This window comes from Methanosarcina thermophila TM-1 (assembly GCF_000969885.1).
GTDB classification, from domain to species: Archaea; Halobacteriota; Methanosarcinia; order Methanosarcinales; family Methanosarcinaceae; genus Methanosarcina; species Methanosarcina thermophila.
This window is the reverse complement of sequence record NZ_CP009501.1, coordinates 1,018,414-1,037,165: the sequence shown is the minus strand read 5'-3', so window position 1 is coordinate 1,037,165 and position 18,752 is coordinate 1,018,414. Positions and strand designations below refer to the sequence as shown.

The following is an 18,752-nucleotide window of genomic DNA, read 5'->3' as shown; positions in this document are numbered from 1 at the left end:
CAGTATTATTTTAAAAGTAATTTATTGGTCTAGAAGTAGATGGTAGGTCCGAGTCCCTATTCTCGTCCCTACCTGCGATCCAACCCGGAGATTAAGAGGAAACCCCATTGCTCTTAATCTCATTCTATAAGTAGATGGTAGGGTTCGAGTCCCTATTCTCGTCCCTACCTGCGATCCAACCCAGAGATTGAGAGGAAACCCTAGAACTCTCAATCTACTAGTCTTATAAGGATAGGGATATATATCATAATCGACCTAAAAAACAATTCATGACATAAGTTTTGTTCAAGGCATTTATTTTTGAGATCGGCGAAATATTTAATGACGTTGAAAATTTCAAAAACATAAAATGAACCTGCTTTCCTCAGAAGTCCGTGAGCATTCTTTAAACTATTTTCGGAACAGTTTACTGAAAGGCTATTTTCGGAATGCTCTACAGTCTTGACAAGCGTAAGGCTCTAGCAACAAACCAAGAATTTAAAGCAAAAGAAATAAAAATGTACTTTTTATTCTCTAAGACCCATAAGATTAAATAGCTTTTATCCTTATTTCCCTTGAAATCAGTGCTGGCAAGGCAAGTTAAAAACAAGCCAGCATTGAAAAGTGAATAAGAAAGATCGCTAGAATAATAAAATGCCTTCTAATTATTTGATTCAAAACCATAATTGTTTACTTTCAAATTACATGACCTTACACTTGATCCCTCACTTTTAATCCATTATCGGACTTCTAAAAGCGGGATTTTCGTTTAATTTCAAAATTTAAAATTGAGGCTTATAAAGATGCAGTACCAGGCAACAGTTAGAATTGAACAGAAAGCAGGTATGCTTGATCCTGAAGGCACAACCATAAAAAGGGCTCTCGGACAACTTGGCTACCAGGTTGATAGCGTAAAAACCGCAAGGCTGTACGAAATCGTGCTTGAAGCTGAATCTGCAGAGCTTGCAGCGCAGAAAGTTGACGAGATGTGCCAGAAGCTTATTGCAAACCCAATCATCCACAATTATACAGTCGAGCTCAAGGAACTTAAATGAACTATTGTGGAAAGACGATTGAGGTCAGAAAAACTAAAACTTTGAAACTTGAGGGGAAAAAATGAAAATTGCCATACTTCAGTTCGGAGGCACAAACTGCGACCTTGACGTTCTGCATGTCCTTAAAGATGTTGTGGGTGTGAACGCCGAGACTGTCTGGTACAAACAGGAGGATCTTACTGGTTTTGACGGAGTAGTTGTACCTGGTGGTTTCTCCTACGGAGACTATCTCAGGGCAGGAGCGATTGCAGCCCTCACCCCAATTATGAATTCAGTGAAAAAACTTGCAGCCGAAGGCAAGCCTATCCTGGGGATCTGCAACGGCTTCCAGATTCTCACCGAAGCCCGCCTGCTGGAGGGAGCCCTGACAACTAACCAGTATCCTAAATTCAGATGCCACTGGACAAACCTAAGGGTAGAGACTGTTGATACGCCTTTTACCTCGAAGTTCAGGAAAGGCGAGATTGTCAGGATGCCCATAGCTCATATGGAAGGGCAGTTCTATGCCGAAGAGAAAAGCCTGGCAGAGCTTGACGAGAACGAGCAGGTTGTCTTCAGGTATGTTGATGAAAACGGAAAAGTAACAGAAGCATCTAACCCTAACGGGTCTCTTGAGAATATTGCAGGAATAGTAAACTCTTCAAGAAACATTTTAGGTCTCATGCCCCATCCGGAAAGAGCCTCCGAGGCAATTTTGGGCTCAGACGATGGCCTGCGGGTATTCGAGTCAATGATGGATTATATCACGGAAAATTTCTGATTAGTCCGCTTTTGCTCTTTAATTTATGCTGTGACTTTAATTATTTTGCCACTTTAATTTTTTGTCACTTTAATTTATTTACTATTTTAATTTATCTGCTAAGTTATATGGTTATTAATTCTATTTATCAATATTTTTGTTTTGTCGTTTTTATTTTGAGAGTCCTGTTACTTCCATATCTGGTAGTTTAATCTGGCAATTTCATCTAGTTGAATCTGCAATTTAATCTGACAGTTGGATCTAGCAATTTAATCTGGAAGTTTAATCTGGCAATTAGTGCCTGTTAATTATATTAAACGCTTTTATCTATTTCGGTATTCTTGCGACAAATTTCTCTCTTTCTTGGTGATCTCTTACCGGGCTATACAAATCAAGTTTCCTGTGCTGACTGAGATTTCCGATTACAATTAATTATTGAAAGCATTTATAAATATAAGTTCAGGTTTATTTTTCAGAATATATATTTCAAAATCTTTTTATTAACTCAGATAATTATTCTTATGAATTATTATAAAGACAGGAATTATCTTTCTAGCTATATAATTAATAGGGGGAGTATCAGTCTATGAAAGGAAAACCGATCCAGAGTATTTGCATAGCCCTTCTTCTTGTGCTCGGGGTGGCATCTACTCAGGCAGATGCTGCTGTTTTCACCGTAGGCAGTAATGGGGAAGGAAACTATACTTCGATCCAGGAAGCTATTAATAATGCACAGAATGGAGATACAATCCTCGTAAGCCCTGGCGTATACAGAGAAAATGTAAACGTAAATAAGGAAATTTCAATTATCTCGAGCACCGACCTTTCGGGTGACATGATGAATCGCACCTATGTAATTGGTGCAATTCCGGCTGAGGATGTATTCACCATAAGGTCAAACAACGTGACAATAAGTGGCTTCTATATTGCAGGAGGCCCTTCAGGAATGGATATGGACAGAGAGGTCGGGATTTCCCTTGAAGGCGTGCAAAACTGCTTAATAAGTAACAATACGCTGATATTGAATGATATTGGCATTGGCCTCAGCAATTCCCATTTTAACCACCTTGACAACAACCTTATAGGTTTTGGAGCCAGCGGAATTTACCTGACCCAATCTAACGAAAATGAGTTGTCAAATAATGTGGCTACAATTAACAACCACGGAATTCACATAGACAATTCTACTAACAATACCCTTATGGGCAACACTGTAGAATCAAATGAGATAGGAATCTTACTGTCCACATCAAGAATGAACACACTTGAAAATAACTTCGTTTTAAGAAACGATAATGGAATTGTGCTTGACAATACGGCTGAATCCAATTTCCTGACTAATAACAGCATATACATGAATGGAATTGGGATATATTCCAGCGGATCATCCGGTAACACGATTTACCTGAATGACTTCTTCAACTTCTTCAATGCTGAAGATGAAGGAACGAACACATGGAACAGCAGTTCAGCAGGCAATACATGGAATGATTATAACGGAACAGATGCTGATGGAAACGGTATAGGAGACACGCCTTACGTTGTCAACGAGACAACCGGAAATATAGATTACATGCCTCTTGTCGAGAATGTTTCCTCAGAAGAAACCCTGGAAAATATGAATGAGAATAACATAGATATGTAAGTATAATGATTTATTGCTAGTGTAAAATCTACTGGAATTTCGAGTGAAAAGAATTTTTATATTTCGAAATTCTTTTCATTTTTATGAACTTTCTCTCTTTTTACAATTTCCGATTTTTCACTTAAGTTCATCCTTTTTCAGTTCTTCCCTGATATTTACTAGAGTCTGCCAGGACTGCCTGACTATACTGGGAAACTCTCCTGAGTGCTCTTTTCCCCATTTCAGCAGGAATTCTTTTGTCTTGGGGTCTGAGGGGTAACCGCTGCCGAAATCGCCCCATTCCTGCTTGAGTTCCTTTATAAGCTCGTCCCTGCGCACCTTTGCAATAATTGAAGCAGCCGAAACAACGGGATAGATCATATCTGCCTGATGTTCGCAGATTATTTCGATTTCCTCTGCATGGGCAGGGTTGGTTTTTGCATATTGTCTGCGGAGGTTGTATGCAAAACGCTCGGCTTTAACATCAGCTGCATCGGCAAAAACTACATCTGGTTTCAGATATTCGAGCACCTTCGAGAAACAGACAACCATAATCTCGTTCATGCTCATGATCTTCCTGAGTTCGTCAATCTGAGAAGGGCTGACCTCCAGAATAAAAAAGTCGTCCGCATATTTTTTTATCTGGGCTGCAAGATGCTCCCGTTTTTTCGGCGTCAGTTTCTTGGAATCTGCAACCCCGAGAACTTTGAGAATATGGGCTCTCGACTCCTCTATTTTTATGCCTCCTACGCACATGGGTCCGATTACAGGACCTTTTCCGGCTTCATCAATTCCTGCGATCATCATTTTTCGGCTGCTCCTTATTTAGGGAAGAGAGCTTTTTTATTACTTATAAAAGTAGGGTAAGGCATAGTTTATTCTCTAAAAAGTTGCAAAGAAAATGACGCTTATTCGTGAACATTTTCAAAGAACTTTCTTATATTGAAAAGATCCTTGGGTTCTCCCAAAATAACGCAGACGTCTTTTGCCTGGATGAGGGAGTTCCCATCAGGAACATAGATCATTTCTGAATCCCTACGAATAGAAAGTACTGTCACTCTATATTTTTTCCTTAATTCCAGATCTGCCAGGGTTTTTCCGTCAAAATTAGAGCCTTCTTCTACTTTAACCACCTGAATATCTACTCCTGGAAGCCCATCCTTTAGACTGAATTCGCTGTTAAATTCTGTACTTGTATCGACAGACAATTTTCGCATCATTAAATAGCCGTTAGATCGCAGGTCGTTAACCAACTTTTCAATATCTTCCTGTGGCACCAGATACTTTCTCAGTATGCGGAAAAAGATCTCTACTGAAGTTTCGTATTCTTCGGGGATAATTTCATCTGCACCGAGGTCATTGAGATATTCCATTTCCTGTAAATCCCATACCCTGGTAATAATGCAGACATTAGGGTTCAACTCTTTTGCCTTCTCGACTATTCTCCTTGTAGAGGCTTCATCTGAAATCGCAATTACAAGAACTCTTGCATTTTTTATTCCCGCATGTTCCAGTACAGCCCCAAATACCGCATCCCCATATTGTATACTTTCTCCTTTCATTTTTTCCTGTTTGACAGTTTCAGGGTCTGATTCCACGATGATATAAGGGATACCTGCAGTTTTTGCAGCATTTGAAATTGCCTTCCCGGAAAAACCGAAGCCTACGATTATAATGTGGTCTTTTATGTCAGGTTCAACATCGGTTTCCTCTTGAAGAGAGCTTGAATAGAAACCATTTACAATTTTCATGCCGAGAGGAGTCTCTGAAACCTTTCTGACAATAAAGTCAACAGGCTTGTAGGCAGCATTAATCAAAAAAGGCGCAGCACCCATAGTAAGGATTGAAACCGCCAGAAATGCCTGGTAAGTCTCTTCTGTCAGGAGTGAATATTCTACTCCTAATCTGGAAAGAACAAAAGAGAATTCTCCTACCTGTGAAAGTGCAAGTCCTGTCAATATAGTTGTACGGAGAGGAGCCCCAAGAAAGAGATTTGCAACAACTCCAGCTATTGATTTTACGATAATTAAGGCGAGTGTTGCAAATACGAGAATCTGGAGGTTATCAAGTAAATAGTTAATATCCAGAAGCATGCCTACAGACACAAAAAAGAAACACATAAACGCGTCTTTCAAAGGTAAAATATTACCCATTGCCTGTTTACTGTACTGGGAATCAGACATAATGACTCCAGCTAAGAGAGCTCCAAAAGCTGTTGACAGCCCGATACTCGAGGTAAAGACCGCTGATGATAAACAGATGAATACAACACTGGCTAGAAACAATTGTTTGCTTCCGGTCTTACCTACTAAAATATCCAGGGAAACAGAAATTTGTCGCTCAGAATGAAAACCAGGATAATGAGCGAACCTTTGAGCAACATACCTGGAAGGGCTCCGTCAAAACTTACAGAATTTCCTGCAAGTATCGGAGTGATCAACATCAGAGGTACAATTGCAAGATCCTGAAATATCAGAATTGCAAGCGAAGTTTTCCCATGAGCAGTATTGACTTCATTTCTGTCCTGAAAAATCTTGATTACTATTGCGGTACTGCTAAGTGAAATTAACAAACCGAGAAAGACAGATGTCGCTGGACTAAAGCCTAAAGCGGAACATACAACAAAAATTAATGCTGTTGTAAAGAGCAAATGGAGAGTTCCCCCAAGCAGTACATCCCTTCTCATTTTCCAGAGTTCCCCTAAGGAAAGGTCAACTCCTATTGTAAAAAGAAGGAAGATCACACCAAGCTCGGAATTTAAATCTACAATCTCTCCTCCATTTATAATGCCGATCCCATAAGGTCCTATCAGCATACCTGTTACAAGATAACCCAGTACAGGAGGGAAGTCAAATCTGTAGAATATAGTAAGAATTAAAATGCCAAAGCCAAGAAGTACGTCAATATGTGCCAGTAAAGATGTTATCATTTATTTTACTCCTCTGGAGCTAGGGCAGAGGTATTTAAGTGTCTGAACATTTTAACTAAGAATATTGAACCTGAACATAGGCATGAAGTATTCATTAATTGCCCTCAGTGAAATTTTTGACTATGAACTTATCCCAAAATTCAATATCACTTCTCTAAATCCCGATTCTGAATAATCAATCGATTTCTGATTATGGAAATCTTTCTGAAAAGTTATGATTTGGGAATAAGATTGGTTTTGTGATAGCTCTAGAACTATACAAATATTTTAATATATTATTTTGAATAAATCTGAGTTTATTGTTTAAATATATTTCCTGCCTCAACGAATTACAATTTAAAAACTCTTCGCCGTTTTTTATGCGTTGAAAAAATAATTCATTAACTATACAGTTATTCGATCAAGGGGAAAAACAATGAGCTCGAATTTGATTTTAAATAATAAAACTTTCTAAATTTTGAACATGTTGCTTCAATACTCAGGAAATGGATGTAAATTACCCACTCAAAATAGCGAAAAGCCAGTTTAAATTTGAGACTCTAGCACAAACTCGCTCCCAGAGCTGTGTTTTCCAGGCTTTCCAGATTTTCAATTTTTTTTGAAGTTCTTCAAACACCGCCTCAAACAAAAACGTTAAATCTAAAGTTGAGTATTTTGGAAGTTAAGTTGTAGTTATTCACAAAAGAATTATACCTTAAAGAGAGAATCTCTTAGCATTTTCTAAGACAATATATCTTATTCTTTCTAATTAGATGTATATTTAAAAAATATATTTTCCACACCATGCACGAGATGAATTTCCAATGCCAGTAATTACCTTGCAGTATGACGACCTCGAGAAACTCACAGGAACCGATAAGGAAACTATAATAAATAGGGTGCCCATGATAGGAGCCGACATCGAAAGGATTGAAGAAGAGTCTATCGATATCGAATTCTTCCCTGATAGACCTGATCTTTATAGTGTGGAAGGGGTAGCCAGGGCAATGCGAGGTTTCCTGGATATTGAGACCGGGCTGCCCGAGTATGAGGTACATCCGTCAAACGTTTCGATTTTTGTCAGCCAGGATATCCTGAGAATCAGGCCTTTTCTCGGGAGTGCAGTTGTAAGAGGCGTAAAGTTCACATCCTCTTCCATAAAATCCCTTATGGATCTTCAGGAAGATCTACACTGGGGGCTTGGAAGAAACAGGAAAAAAGTATCAATAGGCGTGCACGACCTCTCAAACGTAAAGCCGCCTTTCAGGTATATGGCTATTGACCCGAGTTTCGAGTTCGTGCCTCTGGATTACACTGAAAAAATGAGCATGACCGAAATCCTGGAAAAGCATCCCAAAGGTAAAAGGTTTGCCCATCTTGTCAGGGACTTTGATAAATATCCTATCATTCTGGATGCTGACGACAATGTGCTGTCCTTCCCGCCTATTATTAACGGGACACTTACAAGCGTGACTGAGAAAACTACCGACCTTTTCATCGATGTCACAGGGCTAGGAGAAGCCGTATACACTGCCCTGAATATTGTAGTTACCGCGCTTGCGGAAAGGGGCGGGCGGATAGAGTCTGTAAAGGTTATCAGACCCGACTGCGAAGAGTTAATCCTGCCTGACCTTGAGCCGAAGAGCAGGCTCCTTACAAAGTCTGAGGTAAAATCCCTTCTCGGCATGGAACTCTCGCTGGAAGAAATAGTTAAACAGCTTGAGAGGATGCGTTTTGGAGCAGAAGTTCTTGACGAAGAAATTGTTGAGGTGAAAGTTCCGGCTTACAGGGCTGACATTCTTCATAACTACGACCTTATCGAGGATATAGGCAAAGGTTATGGGTATGAGAATATCAAACTAAGGATTCCCGAGACCTATACTGCAGGAAAGGCACATCCGATTTCTTTGATTCGCTCTCCTATAAATGAAATAATGGTTGGTCTTGGCTACTATGAGGTCATGCCCTTTACGCTCACCAGTGAAAAAATCAATTTTGAGAACATGCGCAGGCAAAAGACGGATGATGTCACGCATGTCCTTCACTCGATTAGCGAAGACCAGACAATGGTCAGGACAGCTTTGCTTCCCAACCTCCTTGAGATCCTTGCATTAAACCAGCACAGGGAACTTCCTCAAAAAATCTTCGAGTTCGGGGAGGTTGTACGCAACGAAATAACAAGACAGCACGTAGCTGCAGTTTCAATTCACCCGCAGGCAAACTTCACCGAGGTTTATGAGGTAGTGGATGCCTTCATGAGGGAAATGATGCTCCCCTATGAGGTGAAGGAATCCGAAGACCCTGCTTTTCTTGAAGGCAGGCGGGCTGATGTCTATATTAAGGGCAAAAAAATTGGGGTTTTTGGAGAATTCCATCCTGAGGTTATAAGCAATTTTACCCTGGGGTATGCAGTTGTTGGATTTGAGCTTGACATGACAGACCTGATTAATGAATTTAAATTGATAGGCTAAAACTAAAATTAGAAGGTTAATTTTCTCCTGTTTTTCAATTAACCTTTTTAGCCTCTTTTCAATTAACCTTTTTAACCTTTTTTTAACTAACCTTTTAAACCCCTTTTCAATTAATCTTTTTAGATTTTTTTAACTACTTAGCTTTAAGGGAGTTTCTAAGGGCAGGAAAGTTCAGCAATTAAGTAAAATATAAGCTTAAATTCACAGTGAACCTATAAAAAAAGAATGTGGAGACAATTTATATTGAGTCAAGAGTTTTAGAGAATTGATATATTAAATAGCCCATTACATTACCCAGTTAGTTCATGAGAAATAGTATAAAAATTCTATAACTTCACAGGTTCTTCCGTTTTTCAATTAAGATAAAGCCTGTAGCTATGGATGCCGAAAAAAGTTAGAAATAACTTATAAATGCTATTCTCTTTTCGATTGCGGAAAAAATATATTTAATTCTTCCTCGTTGTGCAAGAGCTTAATATATGAAGTATCTAGAACGGCAGGTTTCCAGCATTTAAACCTGAGCTCAGCAGAACTGTGCCCAGTATCGATATGCTTTGACGTAACCTCCCCATAGTACGAGGTCATTCCACTCCTCAAGATCTATCTCGGCTGCTCTTAAATAAACCCTGTTTTGAAAAGTTGAGTAATCCATGCCGTATTTCCGATTCATTTCAGCTATTCTGTTGCTATAATATTTTGTTTTCTGTTCAGCTTTACTACGCACAAACCCCTGTAAAATTTCTTGTTCGTCTCTATACAGGTCAACTTTGATTATACCGCTTACAGGTTCAGAGTGTCTTCCAGAAATTGTTGCGTATTGACCATACTCGAAGGAGTTTCCCACTATTACCACCCATTATTATTATAATTTGGTCCCTTCCATTTTTAAAGTATTTGCCTACTTATAAAGTTTTTTAATAAGGATCGCCCAGAACTTAACAAAAATAAATTTAAAAAATTCGAAAGCTCCCCCTTATCTTCATCTAACTTGATACTATTTTATACACAGTAGTATATTAAATTTTTGACACAAAAATTTACACAGTTCTGGGAAAAAATCGCAGAGATCAACAAAAGGACGAAAGAAATTTGATAGCTTGTTAATATTGAAAAAACAGCAGCGCAGGGGTATGCCGTGAATGTAAATTCGCTAAAGATTTTTGTATGTGAAGTGGTAAGTTAAGCTATAATTTTAAAAAAGAGTAAAAAATATTCGATTTTATACAAATACCGTTATAAGCTTAAACAATAATCTTCTGGCTGCAGACTTAGGAAATTGACTTGTGCTGTAGAAAATATTGCTGGTTAAAGAATAAACCAAGATTTTAATAAGTAGAATAGCATATACATAATAGCCAAAAACCATGAAAGCATTATATTTCTTGTATTTATAAAGGGTTTGATAATATCCCAACAAGAAATTTAGTTTTAATATAGGACCAATTTCAGGCTTTTTCTAGCCAAATAAAAGAAAATTTTCCCCTATTCGAATGCAAGATCCACTAAAACAAGGATTGAAACCTCTTCACCCCGGTTTAAGTGCAAATTCTAACCGAATTCGAATGCAAGATCCACTAAAACAAGGATTGAAACTTTCCTATATTATTATAGGTGTTTATATTTTTTTACAATTCGAATGCAAGATCCACTAAAACAAGGATTGAAACCCTGCATGACCATACTTTGAAAAACAGGATATACTATTCGAATGCAAGATCCACTAAAACAAGGATTGAAACATATCATTTTCTTTTCCTCCGAATTAGTTCTTTTTATTCGAATGCAAGATCCACTAAAACAAGGATTGAAACGAGGAGTCTATTGAAGGTTCACTTACTAAATTTTTAAATTCGAATGCAAGATCCACTAAAACAAGGATTGAAACCATATTCGCCTTCGGGAGATTATGCCGTTGCAAACATATTCGAATGCAAGATCCACTAAAACAAGGATTGAAACTGGCTTCACGCTCGGCTGTGCTGCCTTTTTCCGTGATATTCGAATGCAAGATCCACTAAAACAAGGATTGAAACTTGCGGATATTTTCCAGAGTCGGATGAGTGCGAGGAATTCGAATGCAAGATCCACTAAAACAAGGATTGAAACCGACGGCCTCACGCGAAATGAACGTGTGATATCCCTAATTCGAATGCAAGATCCACTAAAACAAGGATTGAAACTATTCCTTCTGATTGTATCCACACATATAATATCCGATTCGAATGCAAGATCCACTAAAACAAGGATTGAAACTAGATTACGTATGTGGCATATCATGCGCTCTGTGACATTCGAATGCAAGATCCACTAAAACAAGGATTGAAACAAAGGTAGCCGTTTGAAAACTCACCAATGATTCAAATTCGAATGCAAGATCCACTAAAACAAGGATTGAAACTATAGTAATAGGTTGTATAGTATATTGTACAACCTAAGAATTCGAATGCAAGATCCACTAAAACAAGGATTGAAACCGGCTCGGATGAATATCTCAGCTGACATCCTAGTCTATTCGAATGCAAGATCCACTAAAACAAGGATTGAAACTTTTTACTCCCTCGAAGGATAACTCCTGTAGCCTCTCAATTCGAATGCAAGATCCACTAAAACAAGGATTGAAACTACTTATTCGACCCTGTTAAACATCTACAACGCCTATTCGAATGCAAGATCCACTAAAACAAGGATTGAAACTCCCTCAAAATATCCTGTTATAAATCCAAATCATCAATTCGAATGCAAGATCCACTAAAACAAGGATTGAAACATGTTTATTACACAGAGGTCTATTCCTCGGTTCTCGGCATTCGAATGCAAGATCCACTAAAACAAGGATTGAAACTTTTTCAAAAATACCCCGTACACCCCGTACAAATAAAGATTCGAATGCAAGATCCACTAAAACAAGGATTGAAACGTTTTGCCCTTCAGAACTAAATTATCCGAGTTAATTATTCGAATGCAAGATCCACTAAAACAAGGATTGAAACCCGGAAAATCTACGAAGAGCGTGGTTTCTTCATCCCATTCGAATGCAAGATCCACTAAAACAAGGATTGAAACTGCTCCACAAGTCCAGCGACCGAGCAGCTTTCCCCATCATTCGAATGCAAGATCCACTAAAACAAGGATTGAAACTCTATAGACATTGAGGACAGAACATGACGACATACCAATTCGAATGCAAGATCCACTAAAACAAGGATTGAAACTGGTCAATAAAAAGACTATTGATTGGGGTACTATTTATTCGAATGCAAGATCCACTAAAACAAGGATTGAAACTTTGCCGAAAGGACCGTATGCCGAGCTATTGACAGATTCGAATGCAAGATCCACTAAAACAAGGATTGAAACGCAAATGGTACGAAATTTTCAGATGTGTATGGGACAGATTCGAATGCAAGATCCACTAAAACAAGGATTGAAACTTTGTTTTAGCCTTTCCCTGATTACCTCGTTATACATTCGAATGCAAGATCCACTAAAACAAGGATTGAAACCTGCTCCTGCTGCAGCTCCACCTGCAACCATTAACATTCGAATGCAAGATCCACTAAAACAAGGATTGAAACTCACTCAGAACTCCAGCATTCTCCATCTCTGCATTAAGAATTCGAATGCAAGATCCACTAAAACAAGGATTGAAACTTATGTCAACTACCCCACGATGAACCTTGAACGACATTCGAATGCAAGATCCACTAAAACAAGGATTGAAACTATCTTCAGCCCCAACCCTCCCAGACAGCTTAAGCACATTCGAATGCAAGATCCACTAAAACAAGGATTGAAACCCAAAACGAGCAGAACAGCGTACAGAAGAATATCCATATTCGAATGCAAGATCCACTAAAACAAGGATTGAAACAATTCATCGAGGTCCTGGACGTCCTGGGGATTGACTAATTCGAATGCAAGATCCACTAAAACAAGGATTGAAACCAGAGCTGGAAACTGGGATTTTGCAAACTGGTATAAAATTCGAATGCAAGATCCACTAAAACAAGGATTGAAACAGGTAAATATTTCTCGCCTTCTTAGATAAAATATATTCGAATGCAAGATCCACTAAAACAAGGATTGAAACTTCATTATTGTTTCCCTCAATTTTTTTGTTGATTAGATTCGAATGCAAGATCCACTAAAACAAGGATTGAAACTAGCTGCCTGAATCTCAACCTCGTCATTTATCCCAATTCGAATGCAAGATCCACTAAAACAAGGATTGAAACTAAAGATGGCACTACTCAAGAGGTATTTTTTGATGATTCGAATGCAAGATCCACTAAAACAAGGATTGAAACCATGAGGAATTCTCTCGATGAAAACGGGAAAAAAAATTCGAATGCAAGATCCACTAAAACAAGGATTGAAACCGCTTTTCCCTTTCAGACAGTACATTTTATCATACACTGGATTCGAATGCAAGATCCACTAAAACAAGGATTGAAACACTGAGATTGAGAGAGCAGAGAAGACAAGATTAAAGATTCGAATGCAAGATCCACTAAAACAAGGATTGAAACAGTAGAGATTGAAGGCCGCCAACCTTCAACCCCCGGAATTCGAATGCAAGATCCACTAAAACAAGGATTGAAACCAAGTATTCAAAAACGAAAATTCGGTAGCGGTTGAATTCGAATGCAAGATCCACTAAAACAAGGATTGAAACTATAAATGGGTCATTCGATCCTGAAAAATTGACGGATTCGAATGCAAGATCCACTAAAACAAGGATTGAAACTGTGTATCATAATTCGACATTCGACATTTCCACCTCATTCGAATGCAAGATCCACTAAAACAAGGATTGAAACCAGTGTTCTTTTGCGTAGGCAGTCAACTGTTTTAATATATTCGAATGCAAGATCCACTAAAACAAGGATTGAAACTAGGCTTTGGGCTTTACTACAAAACTTTAATCTTGATTCGAATGCAAGATCCACTAAAACAAGGATTGAAACTTGATATTCCCGAAATCGTCAAAACTGATATAAAACTATTCGAATGCAAGATCCACTAAAACAAGGATTGAAACATCGTAGTGCAGCCAGGATGAGAATTACATCCAGCTCATTCGAATGCAAGATCCACTAAAACAAGGATTGAAACGCGTACAGTTCTTTCCACAAAAGCATCTGACGATCCATTCGAATGCAAGATCCACTAAAACAAGGATTGAAACCAGTACCGTAAATAAAGGTAATCTTGTCGTCGATTGATTCGAATGCAAGATCCACTAAAACAAGGATTGAAACGTTCTTCTCTGACATTCAAAATCTTTTCGACTGCTATTCGAATGCAAGATCCACTAAAACAAGGATTGAAACATATCTTCTTTGTATCCATTGGCAAGACATCAAGCCCATTCGAATGCAAGATCCACTAAAACAAGGATTGAAACCACTGAAGAATCCAAGCGGGAAGGTAATTTCAACCATATTCGAATGCAAGATCCACTAAAACAAGGATTGAAACTGCTGCGGTTCCTATACCGTTCCTCCGCTTGCATAATTATTCGAATGCAAGATCCACTAAAACAAGGATTGAAACATGGCTCGTATAGATAACCTTCCAGCAGTTCCTTTTATTCGAATGCAAGATCCACTAAAACAAGGATTGAAACCAATTTGGACAAGAACTTACCTGTTTCTCGTTAGAAATTCGAATGCAAGATCCACTAAAACAAGGATTGAAACTCTCCTGGGAGTGCAGAGGGCACAGCGGGAAGACCAATTCGAATGCAAGATCCACTAAAACAAGGATTGAAACTTTCCTTTTTCATCTCTTCGTACTCATCCAATACTTATTCGAATGCAAGATCCACTAAAACAAGGATTGAAACCGCCTATGTACAGCTGAGCGTTCGTACCGGATACTTATTCGAATGCAAGATCCACTAAAACAAGGATTGAAACCTTTCAAGGACAATCGACTGCACCCGCGTACAATATCATTCGAATGCAAGATCCACTAAAACAAGGATTGAAACTATACCTTCTCCACAGTTGCGTTCTTTTTTGTCTGAAATTCGAATGCAAGATCCACTAAAACAAGGATTGAAACAGTCGGGGAGTTCAGTTATAAGCCTGATTAAATTAAGATTCGAATGCAAGATCCACTAAAACAAGGATTGAAACCGTTAGATCAAACGAAAAAAATAAAATCAAAATGGATTCGAATGCAAGATCCACTAAAACAAGGATTGAAACTAGTCATACCATCCTCGACCATGTCCGGTGAGAACATTCGAATGCAAGATCCACTAAAACAAGGATTGAAACCGGGTGAAAGACCTATCAGGGATGAACTGAAGAATTCTATTCGAATGCAAGATCCACTAAAACAAGGATTGAAACAATTCTACAAACGTTTCGTGATCCTCGGCATTTACGAATTCGAATGCAAGATCCACTAAAACAAGGATTGAAACTTACAAGTGAGTGGTTAGGCAATCCCATCTACATATTCGAATGCAAGATCCACTAAAACAAGGATTGAAACTCTTTCGTCTCAGGTCTCTTTCAGGGTGGGGAAACATTCGAATGCAAGATCCACTAAAACAAGGATTGAAACTCTTTCGTCTCAGGTCTCTTTCAGGGTGGGGAAACATTCGAATGCAAGATCCACTAAAACAAGGATTGAAACTGGATGTGGGGATAACCGTTTAGCATGGGTAGGCGGATTCGAATGCAAGATCCACTAAAACAAGGATTGAAACCGTTTAAAGACTCCTGCCCGGCTCCTGTTGTCTTCGAATTCGAATGCAAGATCCACTAAAACAAGGATTGAAACATATTCCATCCAAAGCAACCGGTGAACCGTACGCTTATTCGAATGCAAGATCCACTAAAACAAGGATTGGGGTAATTTTGTGCAGGAGTTTTTAGTCTGTACTTATCCAAATTCGCAGCAAAACAGTTCCATGAATTGTACTATCAAACTTAACATCTGCTAATATTTTTATATAAACTGGTTTATTTTAAACAAAAGTTGTCCGGTTATTGTAAGAAAGGACCGCATAATTTTATTTTTATCATAACTTTTATATAATACTATTATTATGTGTTCTTAGAGACTCGCATAATAAAAATGGATAGGAAAAATGATAGAAACTATTTGGATAATCGTACCTAACTTAATAGCATCATACATGGTTATGGTCAATAAAGCGTATTATGCCAATATGATTTATTGCTTCGGTTATCTTTTATTTATCTGGCATAATTATAATTTGGGTGATAGTTCACAAATGATTTACTTTACAATTTTAGAAATAATGTCAATTGTCGGGGTCTTTTTATATTTATACCAAACTGGAAGAATCGTTGGAATTAATGTAAAAAAGAAAGAGCAGCAAGTGGCAAGGATTAGATAATAGCCCCACAGCAACACATCTTTGCTATCCTGTAAACAAAAAACATATCCTGTAACAAAAACTCACTAAGGCAACAATAGAATTTCCAGCGCGAATTTCTGTTTAAGCAACCCGAATAAAAATGAGTTTTAAAGAGACAAAACTTATATTATTCTAATTTAATGCTGTTATAGATGCTGTTGAAAACCCTAAAAAATGATAAATAAAAGTAAATATATATAAATATGTGAAACTGTATATGAAGCCGAACAGCATCAAAAATAAAACCCTATAATAAAACCCTATAGATTAAACTGAAAAATAAATTTCATATCTTAACTTATTAAAACCAGTGTGATCCCTATGCCCAGAAAATACACTAACAGAACAACCCACTTTATTCTCCACGATGATGGCACGTTTGACGTCTACATAAATAAAAAATTCAAAGAATGTGGACTCTATGAGGAAACCCCAGATACTATACGATTGAACTACTATAAGCACTCCTCAATATTCCAAAAGGATGAAGGATGTTTAATCTCTGAGAATTATAGAGTCTGGATAGAAGACGGAATCATTAATGTTCCCGGCGGCGTCCTTAATAACGGAGTGTTTATAGCTAATTGTGAGGATGGAGGCACCGTCCTGAAAGACTGAAGTTCAATTAACAGTAAAAATCAGTGGAGATTAACTGGATTCTCCCGAATCCATTCTTTGGAATTTTTTTAGTGAATTGATATGAAAATTCTATGATGTAATAACACTTTTTATGTAAATATAGAAACCCCATTAATAGAATTTTTATAATCAAAGCTAATTTAGGGCCTTCTATCCTATCTAATTTAGAGCCTTCTATCCTGTTACACACAATTTTTTCTAACATAATTCTGCTAAGTCAAGCAATTTTTTCTAATATAATTCCACTTAGTCAACAATTTTTTCTAGCATAATTCTGCTTAGTGAGCGATACAAATAAAACATAATTGGAACAAATGGAAAGACTTATTTTATCTGTAACTATCGTTATTCAGGATCAATGCCCACTAAAGCTAGCACTGAAACAGAACTGAGACAGAATAAGGGCAGTGGTGGCAGAATAATTCATTAAATTCCAGCAGGACTAGCTGTATAAACCATTGAATGAAATCCTCCTTGAGCAATAAGTATGACCGAAAAGATTGGCTATCTTGATGGGCTGCGCGGTGTAGCTGCGATTAATGTTATGTTAATGCACTTTTTTATAGTATTACTCCCGGCAATGATCTATAGTGATCGGATGCCGTCACATCTCGGAAATCTTGAAAAGATATTTACAAGTACACCACTGGGATTAATAGGCGCAGGGAACTTTTCGGTCTGTATCTTCTTCGTTCTTAGCGGCTACGTATTAACTCAAAAATATTTTAAAACAAAAGACAGGAGCATAATAATAAGCGGTGCAGTACGCCGATATATAAGATTATTTGTTCCAGTATTTGCAGCTACAATGTTATCATTCTTACTGGCATCAACCGAAATGTACCATTACTTTATTGAAGCTGTAATGATCTCAGGAAACAATAATTATGCCAATTACTGGACTTTTACACCAGATCTTGCCGAAGCAATTAAACAGGCGGCTTGGGGGACTTTTTTCGCAGGTGATGATACCTATAACCCTGTTTTGTGGACCATGTCAGTAGAATTTTATGGATCGATGCTTGTTTTTGCAATGGCTCTATTTTTCGGGTCCCTGCGTGCCCGCTGGACATTTTACCTTGCCGCAGTCGTGCTCTTCCTCAACACTTACTATCTGGCTTTCATTATAGGAATGGGGCTCGCCGACGTATTCAACGGTAAGACATCAATATTTAAAACAAGCAATAAAGTAATATTGTCTATTGTACTGGCTTCGGGACTTTTTTTAGGTTCATACCCTGTAGGCACCGTGACAGCTGATTCGTTATACGCGTTTCTCGATAACGGTTTCTTCCAGACACCAAAGTATGCTTACCATATTCTTGGTGCAGGCATGTTAATGTATGTCTTACTTAACAGTCAACGGATGCAAAAAATATTTTCTTCTCCGGTACTGGTCTTTCTCGGAAAAATATCCTATTCTCTGTACCTGGTACATTTCCTGGTAATAAGCACTCTCACCTGTGCACTATTCCTCGTCCTGCATCCGGTATTACCCTATGGTGCAGCTGTCCTGATTTCCTGTGTCCTGTCTGTGTTAGTAATAATACCCCTGAGCTATCTGTTTTACAGGTATGTTGATATGAGGGGTATAAAATTATCCAAGGTTTTCTATAACCAATTAGCCAGCATCTTCAGACCTATCAGTGCAGGAAATATAACACAAAACTATCTATCAAATGCGATTTTTACAATATATAATAAATTATTCAAATGAGCTACATCAAACGTGCTATAGCAACTAAACACTAATTTAAACAAGAATCTAATTTTTAAAATAAAAAAGTATAATTGCCAGTATACTACCAGTGTATTGCTAATGCATTAACCGTATTTACAGTCCATTATCAGTATACTTTGAAACCTTGTTTTGAATGGTCATATTTTACAGGAAACTTGCCTCGCGGGATAGCTCCTCTAGTTGGAGGGCTCTTA

At 38.0% G+C, this 18,752-nt stretch carries 10 protein-coding genes and 1 CRISPR repeat array; of the genes, 6 read left to right on the top strand and 4 right to left on the bottom strand.

Annotated elements, in window-relative coordinates; translation table 11 throughout:
* Positions 1-782: 782 nt before the first annotated feature.
* From purS to MSTHT_RS04345, 3 genes are all read left to right on the top strand, one after another.
* The gene (purS, locus tag MSTHT_RS04355; RefSeq protein WP_048166719.1) at positions 783-1,034 is read left to right on the top strand and encodes a phosphoribosylformylglycinamidine synthase subunit PurS; all 252 of its coding nucleotides are present in this window, start codon (positions 783-785) and stop codon (positions 1,032-1,034) included.
* A 61-nt stretch (positions 1,035-1,095) separates the two neighbouring features.
* Positions 1,096-1,794 (top strand): phosphoribosylformylglycinamidine synthase subunit PurQ, encoded by a 699-nt coding sequence (gene purQ, locus MSTHT_RS04350; RefSeq protein WP_048166718.1) that lies wholly within the window; start codon positions 1,096-1,098, stop codon positions 1,792-1,794.
* A gap of 565 nt (positions 1,795-2,359) precedes the next feature.
* Entirely contained in the window at positions 2,360-3,418 is a 1,059-nt protein-coding gene (locus tag MSTHT_RS04345; RefSeq protein ID WP_048166717.1) for a right-handed parallel beta-helix repeat-containing protein, read from the top strand.
* Between the two features lie 117 nt (positions 3,419-3,535).
* On the opposite strand, the gene rnhB is transcribed toward MSTHT_RS04345, so the two are convergent.
* The 3 genes from rnhB to MSTHT_RS15345 all read right to left on the bottom strand — a co-directional run bounded on the left by rnhB (position 3,536) and on the right by MSTHT_RS15345 (position 6,326).
* Positions 3,536-4,204 (bottom strand): ribonuclease HII, encoded by a 669-nt coding sequence (rnhB, locus tag MSTHT_RS04340; protein WP_048166716.1) that lies wholly within the window; start codon positions 4,202-4,204, stop codon positions 3,536-3,538.
* A 101-nt stretch (positions 4,205-4,305) separates the two neighbouring features.
* On the bottom strand, positions 4,306-5,682 hold the full coding sequence (locus MSTHT_RS15350; RefSeq protein WP_269429864.1) for an NAD-binding protein: 1,377 nt from the start codon (positions 5,680-5,682) through the stop codon (positions 4,306-4,308).
* A 23-nt stretch (positions 5,683-5,705) separates the two neighbouring features.
* Complete coding sequence (locus MSTHT_RS15345; RefSeq protein ID WP_269429863.1) at positions 5,706-6,326, bottom strand: cation:proton antiporter domain-containing protein; 621 nt, start codon at positions 6,324-6,326, stop codon at positions 5,706-5,708.
* 803 nt (positions 6,327-7,129) lie between these two features.
* On the opposite strand from MSTHT_RS15345, the gene pheT reads away from it, so the two are divergent.
* Positions 7,130-8,776, top strand: coding sequence for a phenylalanine--tRNA ligase subunit beta (gene pheT / locus MSTHT_RS04330; RefSeq protein ID WP_048166715.1), 1,647 nt, complete (start codon positions 7,130-7,132; stop codon positions 8,774-8,776).
* Between the two features lie 523 nt (positions 8,777-9,299).
* Here pheT and MSTHT_RS04325 read toward each other — a convergent pair.
* Complete coding sequence (locus tag MSTHT_RS04325) at positions 9,300-9,620, bottom strand: hypothetical protein (RefSeq protein ID WP_048166714.1); 321 nt, start codon at positions 9,618-9,620, stop codon at positions 9,300-9,302.
* A 640-nt stretch (positions 9,621-10,260) separates the two neighbouring features.
* A CRISPR array of direct repeats spans positions 10,261-15,647; the repeat unit is 37 nt; unit sequence ATTCGAATGCAAGATCCACTAAAACAAGGATTGAAAC.
* Positions 15,648-16,499: 852 nt separating this feature from the next.
* Between MSTHT_RS04325 and MSTHT_RS04315 the strand changes: the two genes are divergently transcribed.
* Positions 16,500-16,796 carry a hypothetical protein gene (locus tag MSTHT_RS04315; RefSeq protein ID WP_048168379.1) on the top strand — a complete coding sequence of 99 codons (297 nt, stop codon included), beginning with the start codon at positions 16,500-16,502 and terminating at the stop codon, positions 16,794-16,796.
* Positions 16,797-17,304: 508 nt separating this feature from the next.
* Positions 17,305-18,534, top strand: a complete 1,230-nt coding sequence (locus MSTHT_RS04310) for an acyltransferase family protein (RefSeq protein ID WP_048166712.1) — start codon at positions 17,305-17,307, stop codon at positions 18,532-18,534.
* The last annotated feature ends 218 nt before the right edge of the window (positions 18,535-18,752 follow it).

Excerpts from the sequence above, each read along its gene's own strand:
- rnhB (WP_048166716.1), bottom strand. The coding sequence starts at position 4,204 with ATGATGATCGCAGGAATTGATGAAGCCGGAAAAGGTCCTGTAATCGGA.
- MSTHT_RS04345 (WP_048166717.1), top strand. The coding sequence starts at position 2,360 with ATGAAAGGAAAACCGATCCAGAGTATTTGCATAGCCCTTCTTCTTGTG.
- purS (WP_048166719.1), top strand. The coding sequence starts at position 783 with ATGCAGTACCAGGCAACAGTTAGAATTGAACAGAAAGCAGGTATGCTT.
- pheT (WP_048166715.1), top strand. The coding sequence starts at position 7,130 with ATGCCAGTAATTACCTTGCAGTATGACGACCTCGAGAAACTCACAGGA.
- purQ (WP_048166718.1), top strand. The coding sequence starts at position 1,096 with ATGAAAATTGCCATACTTCAGTTCGGAGGCACAAACTGCGACCTTGAC.
- MSTHT_RS04310 (WP_048166712.1), top strand. The coding sequence starts at position 17,305 with ATGACCGAAAAGATTGGCTATCTTGATGGGCTGCGCGGTGTAGCTGCG.
- MSTHT_RS04315 (WP_048168379.1), top strand. The coding sequence starts at position 16,500 with ATGCCCAGAAAATACACTAACAGAACAACCCACTTTATTCTCCACGAT.
- MSTHT_RS15345 (WP_269429863.1), bottom strand. The coding sequence starts at position 6,326 with ATGATAACATCTTTACTGGCACATATTGACGTACTTCTTGGCTTTGGC.